Origin of the sequence: Amycolatopsis sp. DSM 110486, from assembly GCF_019468465.1 — a bacterium.
Lineage (GTDB): Bacteria > Actinomycetota > Actinomycetes > Mycobacteriales > Pseudonocardiaceae > Amycolatopsis.
The window spans coordinates 7,183,244-7,199,156 of record NZ_CP080519.1 but is presented as its reverse complement, the minus strand read 5'-3'; the positions used below and the strand labels follow the sequence as shown (position 1 = coordinate 7,199,156).

Here is a 15,913-nt window from a genome sequence, read left to right as displayed (position 1 = left end):
CCGCCTCCCGCTCCCGGTTCAGTTGATGCATCAACTTCGGGAGCGGGAGGCGTCATGCAGTTCGGGATCTTCACGGTGGGCGACGTGGCGCGCGACCCGGTGTCGGGGCGGACTCCCAGCGAGCACGAGCGGCTCAAGCGAATGGTCGAGACCGCCGTGCGCGCGGAACAGGCCGGGCTCGACGTGTTCGCGATGGGTGAGCACCACAACCCGCCGTTCGTGCCCTCGTCGCCCACGACCGTGCTCGGGTTCATCGCCGCGCAGACCAGCCGCATCCTGCTTTCGACCTCCACGACGCTCATCACCACCAACGACCCGGTGAAGCTCGCCGAGGACTACGCGATGCTCCAGCACCTCGCCGACGGCCGTGTCGACCTCATGATGGGCCGCGGCAACACCGGGCCCGTGTACCCGTGGTTCGGCAAGGACATCCGCGACGGGATCGCGCTCGCGGTGGAGAACTACGCCCTGCTGCGCCGGCTCTGGCGCGAGGAGCCGGTGGACTGGGAAGGCAAGTTCCGCACCCCGCTGCAAGGCTTCACCTCCACCCCGCGCCCGCTCGACGGCGTGCCGCCGTTCGTCTGGCACGGCTCCATCCGCAGCCCGCAGATCGCCGAACAGGCCGCCTACTACGGCGACGGTTTCTTCCACAACAACATCTTTTGGCCCGCCGACCACACGCGGCGGATGATCGAGCTCTACCGCACCCGCTTCGAGCACTACGGCCACGGCACGGCCGCCGACGCCATCGTCGGCCTCGGCGGGCAGACCTTCATGCGCCCGAACTCCCAGGACGCGATCCGCGAGTTCCGCCCGTACTTCGACCACTCCCCCATCTACGGCGGCGGCCCGTCGCTCGAGGACACGATGGACCAGACCCCGCTGTCGGTCGGCAGCCCACAGCAGGTCATCGAGCGCACCCTCGCGTTCCGCGACTACGCCGGCGACTACCAGCGCCAGCTCTTCGCCGTCGACGGCATGGGCCTGCCGCACAAGGCAGTGCTGGAGCAGATCGACATCCTCGGCGAGCAAGTGGTCCCGGTGCTGCGTGCGGAGTTCGCCAAGAACTGCCCGGCGAACGTCCCGGACGCCCCGACGCACCAGTCCCTGGTGGCCGCGGCGCGCCGGAGCTAGATCGCCGATTCTCCCTTGCCCAGCACCACGATCCCGCCCGAGCTCACGTGGTAGTGCTCGCGGTCGCGGGCCAGGTCGACGCCGATGTGGGCGCCCGGCGGGACGACCACGTTCTTGTCGAGGATGGCCCGGCGCACCACGGCGCCGCGGCCCACGCGGGCGCCGTCCAGGATCACCGAGCCCTGGACGACCGCGCCGTTTTCGACGACGACGTCCGGCGAGAGCACGGAATCCACGACCTGCGCGCCGGAGATGATGCAGCCGTTGCTGATGATCGACTGCCCGGCGCTGCCGCCCTCCACGAACTTCGCCGCGGCGCGCTGGCCCGGGTAGGAGAGGATCGGCCACTTGCGGTTGTAGAGGTTGAAGATCGGGTACGTCGAGATCAGGTCGGTGTGGGCGTCGTAGTAGCTGTCGATGGTCCCGACGTCGCGCCAGTACCCGTGGTCGCGCTCGCTCTCGCCGGGGACGACGTTGCCGCTGAAGTCGTAGACGGCCGCCTGACCCTTGTCCACGAGCGCGGGGATGATGTCGCGGCCCATGTCGTGTTTGGACCCGACGTTCCTCGAGTCCGCGTGCAGCGCGTCGAGCATCACCTGCGTGGTGAACACGTAGTTGCCCATCGACACGTACGCCTCGTCGGGCGAGTCCGGGAGACCGGGCGGGTCCGCGGGCTTCTCGAGGAACGCGTCGATCTTCGTGCCGTCGCCGGTCTGGATCACGCCGAACGCGCTCGCCTCCGCGCGCGGCACGCGGATCCCCGCCACGGTCACGCCGGCGCCCGACGCGATGTGCTCGTCGATCATCTGGCGCGGGTCCATGCGGTAGATGTTGTCGGCGCCGAACACGGCGATGTAGGCGGGCGACTCGTCGTAGACCAGGTTGAGGCTCTGGTGGATCGCGTCGGCGCTGCCCTGGAACCACCGCGGGCCCAGCCGCTGCTGCGCGGGCACCGGCGTCACGTACTCGCCGGTCAGCGACGAGAGCCGCCACGTGGTGGAGATGTGGCGGTCGAGCGAGTGCGACTTGTACTGCGTGAGCACGCAGATCCGCCGGATTCCGCCGTGGACGAGGTTCGAGAGCACGAAGTCGATCAGGCGGTGCACCCCGCCGAAGGGCACCGCGGGTTTGGCCCGGTCGGCCGTGAGCGGCATGAGCCGCTTGCCTTCGCCACCGGCCAGCACGATCCCCAGGACATCCGATCCGTCGATCACGAAACCCTCCCGCACGCCTCGTAGATCGCGACCGTCCTCGCGGCGATCGCCGCCCAGCCGAACTCTCCCACGGCGCGGTCGCGCCCGGCCAGACCCAGTGCGGCGGCCCGGGCGGGATCCGCGACCAGCTCGTTGATCCGCCGCGCCAGCCCCGCTTCGAACGCCGCGGTGTCGTTCTCGTCGTAGTGCACGAGCAGTCCCGTCGCGCCGTCGTCGACGACCTCGGGGATCCCGCCGACGTCACTGGCCACCACCGCCGTGCCGCACGCCATCGCCTCGAGGTTCACGATGCCCAGCGGCTCGTACACCGACGGGCAGACGAACACCGTCGCGTGCGTCAGCAGCTGCACGACCTCGGGACGCGGCAGCATCTCGGGGATCCAGTGCACGCCGGTGCGCTTCTCCTGCAGCTCGGCGACGAGACCGCGGAACTCGGCGTCGAGCTCCGGGGTGTCGGCGCCGCCGGCGCAGAGCACCAGCTGCACGTCCTCGGCGAGCTCGGAGCCGGCGCGCACGAGGTGCGGCACGCCCTTCTGCCGCGTGATGCGCCCGACGAACAGCGCGTACGGCCGGTCCGGGTCGATGCCGTGCTTGGCCAGCACATCACGGCCCGGGTCGGGCCGGTAGAGCGTGGTGTCGATGCCGTTGTGCACCACGTGCACCCGCGCCGGGTCGACCGCCGGGTACGCGGTGAGCACGTCTTCGCGCATGCCCGCGCTCACGGCGATGATCGCGTCGGCCGCCTCGTACGCGTCCTTCTCGATCCACGAGGACACGCGGTAGCCGCCGCCGAGCTGCTCGGCCTTCCACGGGCGCAGCGGTTCGAGCGAGTGCGCGGTGATCACGTGCGGCATGCCGTGGGCGAGCTTCGCGAGGTGGCCACCGAGGTTCGCGTACCAGGTGTGGCTGTGGGCGAGGTCGTGCCCGACCAGCGCGTCGGCCATCGACACGGCGATGTCCATGGTCGCGAACGCGGTCTGGGAGTAACCGTGGAGGTCGCGGTGGCCGTGGGCTCCGTCGTCTCGGTCCGGTCCCCAGCAGTGCACGTCCAGGTCGACCAGCGACCGCAGTTCGCGGGCGAGGAACTCGACGTGCACCCCCGCTCCGCCATAGACGTCCGGCGGGTACTCCCGGGTGAGCAGGCCGACCTTCATGCCCCGACCCTAAACGGCACGGGCCGGGAAGTGCAGTACGGGGAAGCGACCAATCCGTGTCGTGATCGACTCATCGAGTTCTCGTCCCGGTGACCGGGCCGACGCGTTCGACAGCGGGCAACCGCAGCCCGTGGTGGGCCAGTTCGCGGGCGGCGAGTTCGGCGACGACGTCGGGATCGTGTTCGCGCCAGCCCGTGGTGAGGTCACCGGCCCGGACCTTGCGCGGCAGGGGCCGCGTGACGAGCGCGCGCAGGGCGAGCAGGTCGAGTCCTTCGGCGCCCTGGCGGCGCAGCCGGGCCGCGGCCGTCGCGCCGCGCGTGAAGCGCCACCGCAGCGGCAGCCACGAGACCAGCAGGAACACCAGCGGCACGGAGACGACCAGCACCGCGAGCCACCACGCGAGGTCTTCGACGGCCGTGATCTGCCAACGGCCCGCGTCGGCGAGTTCGGTGCCCGCGGCCGAGCCGGAGTGCAGCGCGTCGGCGAGCGGGTGGCCGATCAACGGCACCTGGCCGGCCTTGTCTGCGGCCGCGTCGAACGAGGCGCGCAGCCCCGAACCCGCGTCGACGAGCCCGTCGCCCGGCGCGCGCAGGCGCATGACCTCGTCGTACACGCGCACGGCCAGCCACACCGCGAACGCGAGCAGCCCGACCGCGAACACGTCGCTGAGCACCTGCGCGGTGCGGCGGACCGGGCGGTCGGCGTAGACCTTCATCGGGGCCCCTCACTCTCGCGGTCCCGGCCAACTACCCGGGCCGCCGCTCGGCGAACCACGATTACTCCTTGTGCAGCAACGGCTTCCGCTCGCCGACGACCACCGTCGCCCCGAGGTCTTCCGACTTCTCGACCCACGCGCGCAGCCCCACCTGCCCCAACGCCGCGACGGCCGACTCCGCCTGCCGCTCGCTCGTCTCGAACAGCACGCGGCCACCGGGCGCCAGCCACTGCGGTGCCTCCGCGACCACGCGCCGCAGCACGTCGAGCCCGTCGGCTCCCCCGTCCAGCGCCACGAGCGGCTCGTGCTCCCGCGCCTCCGGCGGCAGCAGCTCGACCTCGCCACTGGGCACGTACGGCACGTTCGAAATCAGCACCTCGACGCGGCCCCGCAACCGCTCGGGTACGGGTTCGAACAGGTCACCTTCGTAAACCTCACCGTCGATGTTCGAACGCGCACACCGCACCGCGACCGGATCGACATCCGCTGCGTGGAGTTCGACACCGGGTACCTCGGCCGCCACCGTCGCCCCGAGCGCGCCGGACCCGCAGCACAGGTCGAGCACCACCCCGCCCGGCCGCGCGAACCCCGCCGCCAGCCGCACGAGCAGCTCCGTGCGGTGCCGCGGCACGAACACGCCCTCGGCCACCGCGAACCGCCGCCCGGCGAACTCCGCCCAGCCGACCACGTACTCCAGCGGCTCCCCCTCGACGCGCCGCCGCACCAACGTCTCCAGTGTCGCGGCGTCCCCCGCCGCCGCCTCGCCGAGCACGCGCGCCTCCTCCTCGGCGAACACACAACCCGCCGCCCTCAACCGCGCGACCACCGACTCGACATCCCCGGCCACAGACAATCAAAAGCCTTTCCACCGCACGAAGAACCCGACCGGGCCGCTCCCCACCCCGATCCGAAGCCTCCACACTAGTGACCCTCGTCCGTCCGGCGTGCCGTCCCCGCGCCAGCGACCGCCCGGTCACATCTGTCCTCCCCCGGACGTCAACCTGACGACCACCCCACCCGGAGGAGGATGTCGACCGTGAACGAGCTGGCCGAGCAGTTCGAAACCCATCGCACCCACCTCAGGGCGGTCGCCTACCGCATGCTCGGCTCCCTGGCCGAAGCCGACGACGCCGTCCAAGAGGCCTGGTTGCGGCTCAGCCGTGCCGACTCCGCCGCCGTGACCAATCTCGGCGGCTGGCTCACCACGGTCGTCAGCCGGGTCTGCCTCGACGTGCTGCGCTCCCGGCAGTCCCGCCGCGAGGAGCCCGTCGGCGAGCAGCTCCCGGACGGCGCCGACACCACCGACCCCGAAACCGAGGCCGTGATGGCCGACTCGGTCGGCCTGGCGCTGCTCGTCGTCCTCGACACGCTCTCACCCGCCGAGCGCCTGGCGTTCGTGCTGCACGACATCTTCGGCCTGTCGTTCGACGAGGTCGCCCCGATCGTCGACCGCGCCCCGGCCGCCGCGCGCCAGCTCGCGAGCCGGGCGCGCCGCCGCGTCCGCGGCACTCCGGCCGGGGCCGAAGCGGACCTGGCCCGCAAGCGCGAGGTCGTCTGCGCGTTCCTCGCGGCTTCGCGCGGCGGCGACTTCGCCGCGCTCGTGGCCCTGCTCGATCCGGACGCCGTGCTGCGCGCCGACGGCGACGTCGCCAAGCTCGTGCGCGGGGCCGAGAACATCGCCGCGGGCGCCGGCCGGTTCGCCGACCGCGCTGCCGTCTCGCGGCCCGCGCTTGTCGGCGGCCGGCCGGGCATCATCGCGGCGCCGCTGGGCCGGCTGCGGGTGGCGATGGCGTTCACGATCGCGGGCGGCGTGATCACCGAGGTCGACATCGTCACCGAGCCGGAGCGGCTGGCGGAACTGGAAATCTCAATGCTCTGAATCGCGCGGCGATCGATGCGAAAACGTCCGGGGAAGTTCAGGCAGGAGGCCTTGCGAGGAGAGCAACCGTTCTCCCCCGGGTCGCGTACTCGGGCACCGTCAACCGGGTAATCTGAGCAGACGCTTGTACCAGTTTTTCTCCCGGAAGGCGGTGATCCGCAGGTGGCGGCCACCCGGCCCACCGTCACACGGCGGCGCGAACTGGCGCACACCAGTGCGCGGTCGCTGCTCATGACAGTGCTCGGCGAGTACGTGCTGCCTCGCCAGGAGCCGGTCTGGACGTCGTCGCTGGTCGATGCCCTCGCGTTGTTCAAGGTCGAGGAGAAGTCCGCCCGCCAGGCGCTCGCCCGCGCTTCCGGCGAGGGCTGGCTGAAGTCCGAGCGAGCGGGCCGACGCGTGCGCTGGCTGCTGACCCCGCCGGGACGCCGCCTGCTGAGCGAAGGCGCCGAGCGGATCTACGGCTTCGGCCGGCAGACCGGCGAGTGGGACCGCAGGTGGCTGGTGCTGCTCGTGTCGGTGCCCGAATCCCAGCGCGACCTGCGCCACCGCATGCGCACCCGGCTGAGCTGGGCGGGCTTCGGCTCGCCCGCGCCGGGCGTGTGGATCAGCCCGAACGTCGGCGCGGAACCCGAGGCCGCCCGGCTCGTCGCGGAACTCACCGACGGCGGGCAGGCCATGTCGTTCGTCGCGAGCTACGCCGAGATCGGCGACGAACAGCAGATGGTCGCCCGTGCCTGGGACCTGCGCGAGCTCGAACACCACTACGAGCGCTTCATCGACGAGTTCACCGGCCTCGCGCCGCGCTCGGGCGAGGCCGTGCTCCTCGCGCAGACCCGCCTGGTGCACGAGTGGCGCCGCTTCCCGTTCCTCGACCCCGACCTGCCGCGAAACCTCCTGCCCGACCGCTGGAGCGGCACGCAGGCGGCCGAGCTGTTCCACACCCGCCACGCCGAATGGCGCGACGAGGCACAGCAGCACTGGGACTCTTTCGTCGAGAACGGCGGCTAGCTCAGGCGCGCGGGTCGTACTCCGCGACCAGCGCCGTGTCCGCGCCGGCCGGGCCGAACGACATCGCGCCGCCGGGCTGGCCGATGGGCGCGTCGCGGCCGGGCAACGCTTCGGTGAAGAAGCGGCGGTTGTCCTCGGCGAAGACGGCGTACTCGTCGGGTACGTGCCGGTCCTGCGAGATCGCCTCGACCGGGCAGGCGGGTTCGCAGTTGCCGCAGTCGATGCACTCGTACGGGTTGATGTAGAGCTTGCGCTCGCCTTCGTAGATGCAGTCGACGGGGCACTCCTCCATGCAGGAGCGGTCGGTGATGTCGATGCACGGTTCGGCGATGACGTACGGCATGTTCTTCTCTCCCAACGGTTTTCAGACGCGAGCGGGGACGCGCTCGTCGGTGGAGTGGCCGGGGAACACCGGCGCGGCGGGGTCGAGGTGGTGCGCGGCGTTGTTCACGGCCGTCGCGGCTTCGCCGAAGCCGACGGCGATGAGCCGCACTTTGCCGGGGTAGTCGTTGATGTCGCCCGCGGCGAAGATGCCGGGGACGGAGGTGGTCATGGCCGCGTCGACCGGGATGTGGCGCCGGTTCTCGACGTCGATGCCCCACCGCAGCAGCGGCCCGAGGTTGGCGGTGAACCCCAGTGCGGCGACGATCCGCCCGCACCGCAGCGTCCGCGCGCCTTCACCGCTCTTGAGCTCGACGCCGGCGACTTCCTGCCCGCCGAGCACCCGCGAGACTTCCGCGTTGACGACCAGCTCCACGCCGAGCTCCCGCACCGCCGCGACGGTCGCCGGATGTGCGCGAAAGGTTTCGCGCCGGTGCACGAGCTTCACCGACTTCGCGACCGGGTGAAGCGCGAGGGCCCAGTCGAACGCCGAGTCACCGCCGCCGACGATCACCACGTCGGTGCCCGCGTAGTCGTCGAGGTGGCGCACGAAGTAGGCCAGGCCGTTGCCCTCGAACGCGGCCGCCGGGACGAGCGGGCGCGGGGTGAAGGTGCCGATGCCGCCGGTCACGATCACCGCGCGCGCCTCGATCCGCGTGCCGAGGTGCGTGGTCACGGCGAACGTGCCCGGGCCGCGCTCCAGCACGTCGGCGCGGTTGCCGAGCAGGTACCGCGGCCCGAACGGCGCGGCCTGCTCCAGCAGGCGCTCGACCAGGTCGCGCCCGCGGACGGACGGGAACCCGGCGACGTCGAAGATCTGCTTCTCCGGGTACATCGCGATGATCTGCCCGCCCGGCTCGGGCAGCGAGTCGACGACGGCGACCGACAGGCCGCGGAAGCCGGCGTAGTAGGCGGCGTAGAGGCCGGTGGGTCCGGCCCCGACCACGAGCACGTCGGCGCTGACGACTGGCGGAGTGTCCGGAGTGGACATTCTGCGCTCCTCGGTGGGTGCCTCAGGGAAGGTGGACGTACTCGTACTCGAACGGCTGACCGTTGATCCCGTTGCCCGGCGGCGCGACCCAGCTCGCGATCTTCCCGCGCTCGTACACGGGGTGCATGAGCGAGCGGACGAACGCGAGGTCCTCGGCCGTCGGCAGCCAGTTGCGGCGGTTGGCTTCCCACGTGGCCTCGTCGACGATGGTGCCGTCGGGCGTGATGTGGTGCCCGGCGTTGAGGCCGACCTGGCGGTTGAACCCCGGGTGCGGCAAGGCGAAGCGGAAGTCGATGCCCGCGTCGGCGACGATCTTGTTCCAGCGGTTGAGGCCGTTTCGGCAGTCGGCGATGTACTCGCCGCGCAGGTCGAGGTTGAGCGCGAGCAGCGTCTGCACTTCTTCGGTGTCCCACGTGCCGTCGGCGCGCGGGCGGTCGAGGAACGTGCTGTCACCGGTGAGCTGGTGGTCGTCCTTGCGGCGCGTCTCGTGCCAGCGGCCCTTGAGGCCGGCGGTGTAGTAGTTCGCCGCGTTGGTCGAGGTTTCACTGCCGAACAGGTCGAGCGAGACGGTGTAGTGGAAGTTGAGGTAGCGCTGGATGATGTCGAGCGGGATGCCGCCGGCCGGCGCAATGTCGAGCGTGTCGTGCTCGCGGATCAGCTCGGCGCTGCGGGTCACCACACGGTCGATGCCGGTGGTGCCGACGAACATGTGGTGCGCTTCCTCCTTCAGCATGAACTCGCAGGTGCGCGAGAGCGGGTCGAAGGAAGATTCCTTGAGCGTGCCGAGCTGGTATTTGCCGTCGCGGTCGGTGAAGTAGGTGAACATGTAGAACGCGAGCCAGTCGGCAGTTTCCTCGTTGAACGCGCCGAGGATGCGCGGCGTGTCGGGGCTGCCGGAGTTGCGGAACAGCAGGCCCTCGGCTTCCTCCCGGCCTTCGCGGCCGAAGTAGGCGTGCAGCAGGTAGACCATGGCCCAGAGGTGGCGGCCTTCTTCGACGTTGACCTGGAACAGGTTCCGCAGGTCGTACAGGCTGGGCGCGGTGAGGCCCAGCAGCCGCTGCTGCTCGACCGACGCCGGTTCCGTGTCACCCTGGATCACGATCAGGCGTTGCAGATCCGCGCGATACTCCCCCGGAACCTGCTGCCACACCTCGTTTCCCGCGTGCTCGCCGAACGCGATGCGCCGGTCGGGGTCGCGCTCGGCGAGGAAGATGCCCCAGCGGTAGTCCGGGACGTTGACGTGCCCGAAGTGGGCCCAGCCCTCGCGGCCCACGCTCACGGCGGTGCGCAGGTACACGCCCTGCGTCTCCAGGGTCGGGCCCATCTCGCCCCACCAGTTGAGGAACTTAGGCTGCCAGCCCTCCAGCGCGCGCTGCAGCCGACGGTCGTCGGCGAGGCCGACGTTGTTGGGGATCTTGCTGGAGTAGTCGATCTTCTCGGGCACGGTCAGACTCGCTTCCGGTCGAAGGCCGCCTTCTGGCCCGTGCCGTAGCGGCGCAACGCGCCTTCGGGGCCCGAGGCGTTCGGGCGGGTGAAGATCCAGTTCTGCCACGCGGTGAGGCGGCCGAAGATCTTCGTCTCCAGAGTTTCGGGGCCGACGAACCGGTGGTTCGCTTCCATGCCCGTGAGGGAGTCGGGGCTCAGCGCCGCGCGACCCTCCACGACGATGCGGATCTCGTCTTCCCAGTCGATGTCGTCGGGGGCGTCGGTGACGAGGCCGAGCTCGACGGTCTCCTGGGGCGTCAGCGCGCTGCCCAGCTCCTTGCGGAGCCAGTCGAGGTGGTCTTGTTCGCCGTAGAAGCGGGATTCCAGGCGGGAGAGGCCGTTGCCCATGGGGAAGGTGCCGAAGTTGGCTTCCGACAAGGTGATCGCGGCGCGTTGGAGGCTGTGCTCATTGTCGAGGGGCGGACCGTCCAGAATGTACTGGCGGTCGGCAGCCAGCGCGAGCTCCAGCAGCACGCCGGCGAAGCAGCTGCCCGGCTCGATGAGCGCGATGAGACTGCGGCTGGTGACGTCGAGCCGCTTGAGGACGCGCTTGGTGTAGTGGCGGATTTCGTTGCACAGCCAGTCTTCGCCGGATCGGCCGAGGGCGGCGCGCTCGTGGGCCAAGACCTTTTCGGCGTCGCCGCTCGTGCGCAGAAGCCAGGTGCCGAGGCTCGATTCGTTGGTGCGCAGGCGGAGGATGAGGTCGTCGAGCTCGCGGGTGACGGCCAGCAGCCAGTTTTCGGCGCCCTGCTCGTGGATCTCCCGGGTGGTCTCGGGCGCTGCTGCTTCCGGTCCGTGCACGGTGATCTCGACGGTGCCGGCCGGGCGGTCGAACACGGCGGTGACGTGCGGGTAGGTCAGGCCCGACTCCGTCGCGCTGCGGTCGAGCGGCGTCAGTTCGATGCCGTGGGCGTCGGCGGGCCGTGTGCTGTTCTCCGCCAGCTCCAGCGCCCGCTTCTCGACTGTCCGGAGGAATTCGCGGCGCGGAGCCAGCTCGTCGACGAGCTTCCAGTCGACGGCCGTCTTCCCTTTCACACCGTCACTTCGCGTGGCGAACACGTCGGCGCGGTCCTTGCGCACGCCGCGCTTGTCGACCACTCGCGTAAGCCCGCCCGTGCCGGGCAGCACGCCCAGCAGCGGCACCTCGGGCAACGCGACAGTCGACGAATTGTCGTCGATGAGGATGATTTTGTCACACGCGAGAGCCAGCTCGTACCCGCCGCCCGCGCACGCCCCGTTCACGGCCGCGAGGTACGTCTGGCCGGAGTTCTCGGTCGCGTCCTCCATGCCGTTGCGCGTCTCGTTGGTGAACTTGCAGAAGTTCACCTTCCACGCGTGCTCCGACGCCGCCAGCATCCGGATGTTCGCGCCGGCGCAGAACACACCGTCCTTGCCGCTCGTCACCACGACCGTCCGGACCCGCGGGTGCTCGAAGCGAAGTCGTTGCGTGGCGTCGTAAAGCTCGATGTCCACACCGAGGTCGTAGGAGTTCAGCTTGAGCTCGTAGCCGGGCACCAGCCCCCCGTCCTCGGCCACGTCGAGCTCCAGCCACGCCACGGCCCCGTCGACGCGCAGCCGCCAATGCCGATACCCCTCCGGCCGCCGGTCGAAACTCACGCCTTCTTGCGCGACGGGGACCTCCACCTCACCACCCTGCGCGACAACCGTCATGGCGAACGCCTCCTCACTCGGGGTCGGGGGAGTAGTTTCTACACAACTCGCCATATTCGTCAAGCTTCTGTAGAAGATCTCGCGTTGGGTGACGCTGCTCCGTCCGGGCAAATCCCCTGGCCCGACCCTCCCCGGCGGCGCTACTTTCTCCCTTGATCGCAGTCGCAACTGCGCAACCACGCCGGCCCGGCAAGCGTGCGTCGGGGGACGCCCACGGACGGCCTTGTTTCCAGGGGGAAACCTTCTTGATCCTCAGATCCCCGCGCGGGGTCTTCCGGCTGCTCGCCGGACTGACCGCCGCGCTGACCCTCGGTGCCCTCGTGACGCCCACGGCCTCGGCCGACCCGGCGAAGCTGGTGATCACGGCTTCCGTCGACGAGGGCGTGCACCTGGTCGGAAAGCCGTTCCCGATCACGGTGACCGTGCACAACGGCTCGGCCGACCCGCTGACAGCAATCACCCTCTACACCGACCAGATGGCGGGCTCCTACGCGTCAGTGAACAGCTGGGGCGACTTCGGCTACCCCGGCACGACACTCGCCCCGGGCGAGACCCGAACCCTCGCGGTCACCGCGACCGTCTACAGCTGGGGCGGCGCTTCGCCGGAGTTCGACATCACCAGCAGCAGCATCGCTTCGTGGGATGTGCAGTCCGCGCACCTGAGCGTGCCGTTCGTCGACCCGACTACCACCACGGGCTCCGTACACGGTGTCGTTTACGGCGACGGCAACGGCAACGGCACGTTCGACCCGGGTGAGGGGCTCGCCGCAGCACCGGTGAGGATTTACGGCGACACCACGCTCGACACCGTGACGGGCGATGATGGCAGCTTCACCTTCGCCGACCTGCCCGCGCGCTACTACCAACTGTTCTCGACGACATTGCCCGACGGCTGGCTGCTCGCCGACCCCAACGGCGGCATCGACGTCGCCGGCGGCGACCAGAACGTCGAGCTGCGCGCGGTACGGCCGCTGTCGGACCAGCTCACGGCGAGCGCGTCGGTGGATCGCGACGCCTATGCACCTGGCGACCAGGCGCAGGTGACCTTCACGCTGACCAATACCGGATCCCAGCCGTTGTCCGGGATCAGCGGGAACTGTGACCGCATCGGCGGCAGCCAGTACCAGCTCACGGGTTGGCAATCGTGGACCGACCTCGTGTATCCGGCCTCGCTGACGTTCGCACCCGGTGAGACCCGGACCTTCACCGAGACCGGCACCGTTCCGCCTCTCGCGGACCAGTACGGCGGGTTCGCCGTCGACTGCGACTTCGGTCCCGAACTCGGAAACCCCGACAGCAACCCGGAAGTTCGGCTGTGGGCGCGAGTACCGGGTGCACTGGGCACCACCAGCGGCTGGATCTACCACGACGACAACACGAATTCCACCCAAGATCCCGGCGAAGCGATCGCGGACACCGCCGTGAGCCTGGTGGACATCCTGTCGGGCCAGACCACCGCGACGGGGACCACCGACGCCGACGGCCACGTCTCGTTCGGGTCCGTGCCCGCCGGCCGCTACTTCCTGAAGGTGGCTGACGGCTGGGTTCCGGCCTACGCGGGCAGCTTCCAGGTCCAGGCCGGAACGTGCCAGAGCTGCGGCTGGGAGTGGTCCCAGATCTTCACCCGCGGCTGAGCTCCCGACCGGGCCTGGGTCAGTGGTAGCCCGGGCCCGGTTCGGGCGTCACGTTCGCCGTGGTGATCTCGTCGCCGCAGTGGGTGCAGGACAGGCGCGGCGCGACGGGTTCGCCGCAGGAGTGGCGCAGCACGAGCGGGGGGCCGTCGGGGGTCGGCAGGTGGTCGTCGCCCCAGCGCATGAGGATCACCAGCGCCGGGAAGATCTCCTTGCCGGTCGTGGTGAGGCGGTATTCGTGGCGGTCCGGGTCAGTGGCGTAGACCACGCGGTCGAGCACGCCCTGTTCCACGAGCTGTTTGAGCCGCGCCGACAGCGTCGGGCGGGGGATGCCGAGGTTGCGGGCGAACTGGGCGTAGCGCCGGACGCCGAAGAACGCCTCGCGCAGGATCAGCAGTGTCCAGCGCTCGCCGAGGACGTCGAGGGCCCGGCCGACGGACTCGGCCGTGAAGCGGTGCGACCCGGCCGTCACGGGGCCAGCTCGCGCAGCAGCGTGCGGCCGGCCGGGTCTTCCGCCGTGGCCGGGACGAGGCCGACGTGGTCGGCGCCCGCCGCGTGGTAGGCCGCGATGCGGTCGCGCACCTGGGCTGCGGAACCAATCGCCCCGACGTCGGCGACCAGCGAAGGCGGCACCACCAGCGACGCGCGCTTGGCGCCGGAACGCGCGGCGGCGACGAGCTCGCCGTACCCCAGCTCGGCGAACATCTCGCCATAGCCGGGCGGGCTCAGGTACACGCTGGCCTGCGCCGCGAGCTGCCGCAGCGTCGCCTCCCCCGGGTTCAACGCGACGGGCACCCACACGGCCAGCCGCGGCGGCGTGCGGCCCGCGGCGTGCGCCTGACCGTCGATCTCCTTGCGCACGCGCGAAACGTGCGAAGGCGGCACGAGGTTCAGCACGACCTCGTCCGCGATCTCCGCGGCCACCCGCGTCATCGCCGGCCCGAACGCGGCCACCGTGATCGGCACCGGCGCGGGCTCTCGCAGGCGGAACCCGTTGCTGCGCACGTGTTTCCCGTGAACCGAGAGTCGCTGTCCCTCGAGGACGGTCCGGACCGCGGCCACGGTCTCCCGCATCCGCAGGGCCGCGTGGTCCCACGGCCGGTCGTGCCAGCCGTTGACGATCGCCGGGCTCGACCCACCCAGCGCCAGCCCCACGGGCCTGCGCGCCAGCGCCGCGACCGACGCCACGCCAAGCCCCAGCGCCACCGGCGTCCGCACCCCGAGCGGCAACGGCCCGACCTTCACCCCGATCCGCTCCGTCCGCAGGCCGACGGCCGTCGCGAGCGCGAACGCGTCGAACGTCGCCATCTCCCCGACCCACAACTCCCCGAACCCATTGCGGTCCGCCTCCACGGCGATGTCCACGGCCTCGGCCGCCGGCCGATCCAGCCAGAACGGCGTGACAACCCCGATCGCGGTCACCGCTGCACCACTCCACTCGTCAAGCCGAGCAACGCCGGCCCGATCACCCGGCGAACCACCTTGATGTCGGCGGCCACCGGCGTCACCACACCCACCGCGGTCACAGCTGAGCCGTTTCAGTGGGCAGGCCCAGCAGCAGGCGGCCGGTCAGCTCGAACGTCGCGGGATTCACCTGGAAGTGTGCCGTGGCGGTGTGGGCGTCGCGGAAGCGGCGTTGCAGGGGGGACGTTTCGTAGATCGCCGAGCCGCCGCCGAGGTCGTAGAGGGAGCGCGCGACGTCGGCCGAGATGCGGACCGCGTGGGTGCACGCAAGGCGCAAGGCGAGGCGAAGGTCGTCCGGCACAACGGAATCGGACAAGGCCGCCTGCCAAGCGTCGTCGATCGCGCGGTAGTAGAACTCGCGGGCGGCGCGCAGGGAAGCCTCGGCCTCGGCGACGGCGCTTTGTGTGGCGGTGCGTTCGGCGAGCGAGCGGCGCGAGCCGCTGGGGTGCTTGGCCGCGGCGAGCTCCACGAACTCCGTGATGGCACCGCGCGCGTTGCCCAGTGCGGCGGCGGAGATGGACGCGGCGAAGAACCCGAACAGCGGGAACCGGTGCAGCTGCCCGGCGCCGGCGGGCGGACCGTCCACAACGGACAGAAGCCGGTGGTCGGGCACGAACACCGTGTCGGCGCTCGTGTCGTGGCTGCCGGTGCCGCGCAGGCCCGACGTGTGCCACGTGTCGTGGATTTCCAGCTCAGCCGTGGGAATCGCGGCGACCACGAGCTTCCCGTCGAGCACGACGCCCAGGAAGATCCAGTCCGCGTGCGTCACGCCGCTGCAGAACGACCAGCGCCCCGACACCGTGACCCCGCCGTCCACGGCCACGGCCTTGCCGCGCGGCGCCCACACGCCGGCGGCGACGGCATCGGGGTCACCGAAGACCTCCTGGCCGCCCTTCTCCGGCAGGTACGCGCCCAGCAGGCTGCTCGTGGCCGCGATCGACACGCACCAGCCCGCCGACGCGTCGGCCTCGGCCACGCGCTCGGCGGCCCGCAAGATCGCCGCCGCGGAAGGTTCCGAGCCGCCCAAAGAAGCCGGCAGCCCCGCGCGGAACAGGCCCGAAGCCCGAGCCGCCGACACGACCTCGGGCGCCAGCGCGCGACGCCGTTCGGTTTCGCCGGCGTGCTCGGCGGCCGCCGCGGCCACGGGTTGTGCCTTGTCGAGCAGGTCGTCGCGAGTGCCCACTGT

15 protein-coding genes are annotated in these 15,913 nt (G+C 70.8%); 4 read left to right on the top strand and 11 right to left on the bottom strand.

Annotated elements, in window-relative coordinates; genetic code table 11:
* Positions 1 to 54: 54 nt before the first annotated feature.
* Positions 55 to 1,134 (top strand): LLM class flavin-dependent oxidoreductase, encoded by a 1,080-nt coding sequence (locus K1T34_RS34915; protein ID WP_220238980.1) that lies wholly within the window; start codon positions 55 to 57, stop codon positions 1,132 to 1,134.
* On the opposite strand, the gene glgC is transcribed toward K1T34_RS34915, so the two are convergent.
* From glgC to K1T34_RS34895, 4 genes are all read right to left on the bottom strand, one after another.
* Positions 1,131 to 2,348, bottom strand: a complete 1,218-nt coding sequence (gene glgC, locus K1T34_RS34910; protein ID WP_220238979.1) for a glucose-1-phosphate adenylyltransferase — start codon at positions 2,346 to 2,348, stop codon at positions 1,131 to 1,133. The two genes, K1T34_RS34915 and glgC, sit on opposite strands and share 4 nt — an antisense overlap.
* Positions 2,345 to 3,502, bottom strand: coding sequence for a glycogen synthase (gene glgA, locus K1T34_RS34905; protein WP_220238978.1), 1,158 nt, complete (start codon positions 3,500 to 3,502; stop codon positions 2,345 to 2,347). The genes glgC and glgA overlap by 4 nt, the downstream gene beginning before the upstream one ends.
* A gap of 70 nt (positions 3,503 to 3,572) precedes the next feature.
* Positions 3,573 to 4,217 (bottom strand): hypothetical protein, encoded by a 645-nt coding sequence (locus K1T34_RS34900; protein WP_220238977.1) that lies wholly within the window; start codon positions 4,215 to 4,217, stop codon positions 3,573 to 3,575.
* 61 nt (positions 4,218 to 4,278) lie between these two features.
* Positions 4,279 to 5,064 (bottom strand): putative protein N(5)-glutamine methyltransferase, encoded by a 786-nt coding sequence (locus tag K1T34_RS34895; protein ID WP_220247567.1) that lies wholly within the window; start codon positions 5,062 to 5,064, stop codon positions 4,279 to 4,281.
* 180 nt (positions 5,065 to 5,244) lie between these two features.
* On the opposite strand from K1T34_RS34895, the gene K1T34_RS34890 reads away from it, so the two are divergent.
* Positions 5,245 to 6,096: a sigma-70 family RNA polymerase sigma factor gene (locus K1T34_RS34890; RefSeq protein WP_220238976.1), complete on the top strand. Its 852-nt coding sequence runs from the start codon at positions 5,245 to 5,247 to the stop codon at positions 6,094 to 6,096.
* A gap of 162 nt (positions 6,097 to 6,258) precedes the next feature.
* Positions 6,259 to 7,104 carry a PaaX family transcriptional regulator C-terminal domain-containing protein gene (locus tag K1T34_RS34885; protein ID WP_370643443.1) on the top strand — a complete coding sequence of 282 codons (846 nt, stop codon included), beginning with the start codon at positions 6,259 to 6,261 and terminating at the stop codon, positions 7,102 to 7,104.
* A 1-nt stretch (position 7,105) separates the two neighbouring features.
* On the opposite strand, the gene fdxA is transcribed toward K1T34_RS34885, so the two are convergent.
* The 4 genes from fdxA to boxC are packed head-to-tail and all read right to left on the bottom strand — an operon-like array spanning position 7,106 to position 11,632.
* Complete coding sequence (fdxA, locus tag K1T34_RS34880) at positions 7,106 to 7,447, bottom strand: ferredoxin (RefSeq protein ID WP_220238975.1); 342 nt, start codon at positions 7,445 to 7,447, stop codon at positions 7,106 to 7,108.
* Positions 7,448 to 7,468: 21 nt separating this feature from the next.
* On the bottom strand, positions 7,469 to 8,476 hold the full coding sequence (locus K1T34_RS34875) for an NAD(P)/FAD-dependent oxidoreductase (protein ID WP_220238974.1): 1,008 nt from the start codon (positions 8,474 to 8,476) through the stop codon (positions 7,469 to 7,471).
* A 22-nt stretch (positions 8,477 to 8,498) separates the two neighbouring features.
* Positions 8,499 to 9,920, bottom strand: a complete 1,422-nt coding sequence (boxB, locus tag K1T34_RS34870; RefSeq protein WP_220238973.1) for a benzoyl-CoA 2,3-epoxidase subunit BoxB — start codon at positions 9,918 to 9,920, stop codon at positions 8,499 to 8,501.
* Between the two features lie 2 nt (positions 9,921 to 9,922).
* Entirely contained in the window at positions 9,923 to 11,632 is a 1,710-nt protein-coding gene (gene boxC, locus K1T34_RS34865; protein WP_220238972.1) for a 2,3-epoxybenzoyl-CoA dihydrolase, read from the bottom strand.
* Positions 11,633 to 11,877: 245 nt separating this feature from the next.
* On the opposite strand from boxC, the gene K1T34_RS34860 reads away from it, so the two are divergent.
* Positions 11,878 to 13,266, top strand: a complete 1,389-nt coding sequence (locus K1T34_RS34860; protein WP_220238971.1) for an SdrD B-like domain-containing protein — start codon at positions 11,878 to 11,880, stop codon at positions 13,264 to 13,266.
* A gap of 19 nt (positions 13,267 to 13,285) precedes the next feature.
* Here the strand turns inward: K1T34_RS34860 and K1T34_RS34855 are convergent, their stop codons facing one another.
* From K1T34_RS34855 to K1T34_RS34845, 3 genes are all read right to left on the bottom strand, one after another.
* Positions 13,286 to 13,735: a helix-turn-helix domain-containing protein gene (locus K1T34_RS34855; RefSeq protein WP_220238970.1), complete on the bottom strand. Its 450-nt coding sequence runs from the start codon at positions 13,733 to 13,735 to the stop codon at positions 13,286 to 13,288.
* Complete coding sequence (locus K1T34_RS34850; RefSeq protein WP_220238969.1) at positions 13,732 to 14,685, bottom strand: LLM class F420-dependent oxidoreductase; 954 nt, start codon at positions 14,683 to 14,685, stop codon at positions 13,732 to 13,734. The genes K1T34_RS34855 and K1T34_RS34850 overlap by 4 nt, the downstream gene beginning before the upstream one ends.
* Before the next feature lie 100 nt (positions 14,686 to 14,785).
* A complete protein-coding gene (locus K1T34_RS34845; protein WP_220238968.1) occupies positions 14,786 to 15,910 on the bottom strand; it encodes an acyl-CoA dehydrogenase family protein in 1,125 nt (374 codons plus the stop codon).
* Positions 15,911 to 15,913: the final 3 nt, after the last annotated feature.